1 protein-coding gene is annotated in these 1,359 nt (G+C 67.6%); it reads left to right on the top strand.

Annotation, left to right across the window (positions count from 1 at the left end):
- The coding region (locus ACT3S3_RS15225) for an HNH endonuclease signature motif containing protein (protein WP_444627013.1) at window positions 1-1,309 on the top strand (1,309 nt) is incomplete at its 5' end.
- Window positions 1,310-1,359 lie beyond the last annotated feature (50 nt).

Below are 1,359 nucleotides of genomic sequence, written 5' to 3'. Positions count from 1 at the left end.
GGAAGAAGGGGGAACCGGGGACATGACCACCACCGACGAACCAGCCACTGTCGACATCGACGCCCTGCAGCGCCACATCAACATCGTCGAGATGGGCCTGATCATCCACCTGCGTCAACTACCGGCCAGCGAACGCCTCGGCGCCGCCCTGGCCCTACGCGGACGCTCCCGCAACGACGCCACCCGCTTCGCACACGCAGGCGAACTCGCCGCACGCAACCTCGAACTGTTCTGCGCCGTGGTGGCCACCGGCATCCTCGCCGCCGACCACCTCGCCCTGATCCGCCGGATGATCCACGCCCAACTATCCACCGTGCCCAAGGGTCGCCACGACGAGATCACCGCCTGCCTCGACGCGGCAGTCAACACCCACGTCACCCCGTGGCTGCGCGACACCACCCGCCTGGTCACCCTGCGCGAACTCGGCGACCGCGTGCGCGCAGCAATCCTCGATGCCGCACCGGTGCTGGCCGACAATACCGCCCAGGCCCAGGAAGACACCGTCACCCTCAAGCGCCGCGGCAACAAGTTGATCCTCACCGGCGGCGACGAGATCACCCTGGCAGCCATCGACGACGAACTCGACAAGAAAGCCCGCGTCATGCTCGCCGACGCCCGCCGCCTTCAGGAAAACCTCCCCGACGACGAACGCTCCGAGCTACCGACCCGCTCACAGCTCAAAGCACAGGTCATGCTCGAACAACTCGGCGACAACCCGAACTCAATGGAAATCCGGGTGCATCTCTACCGCGCGACGATCGACGGGGTGCACGGTACCGGGGCGGGCTACGTCGCCGGAGTTGGGTGGATCAACCCGGCCACCGCCGAACGCTTCGAAGGGGCCTGTGACCCGAAGAAGGTCAAGGAGATCCCCATCGACCCGCAGGACTACCCCGAATCACCGGGCTACCCGTTCCTGCTGGGCCACCGCACCTACATGGAAGGCCGCGACGCGACGTGCCGGTTCCCGTACTGTGACGTGCCGGCCACGCTCTGCGACAACGACCACATCATCAACTCGCCACACACCGACCCCACCAGCGACGGCGTCACCCACCCGAGCAACGGGCAGAAACTGTGCCGTCCACACCACCGGCTGAAGACCGAGGGGTCCTGGCGGTGCTCCTCCCCCGATGGCGGGTTCACGATCCACTGGCAGGGCCCGGGTGGGGTGCGCTACACCACGCACGCGACCGGCCCGTTGGCCCAGGTCTACGGCCCGGACCTCAAGGACACCGGCCCTGCCCCCACCTTCGACGACACCGACGACACAGACGCCGACACCGAGGACCCTCCCGACGAGGACTGACCCCCGCGCACACGAAAACCCCCGCACCACCAAGGTGCAGGGGCCGGACG

Origin of the sequence: Corynebacterium sp. AOP40-4SA-5, assembly GCF_052377355.1 — a bacterium.
Taxonomy (GTDB): domain Bacteria; phylum Actinomycetota; class Actinomycetes; order Mycobacteriales; family Mycobacteriaceae; genus Corynebacterium.
Note: the sequence above shows the minus strand (reverse complement) of the source record. Positions and strands in the feature narration are given on the sequence as shown.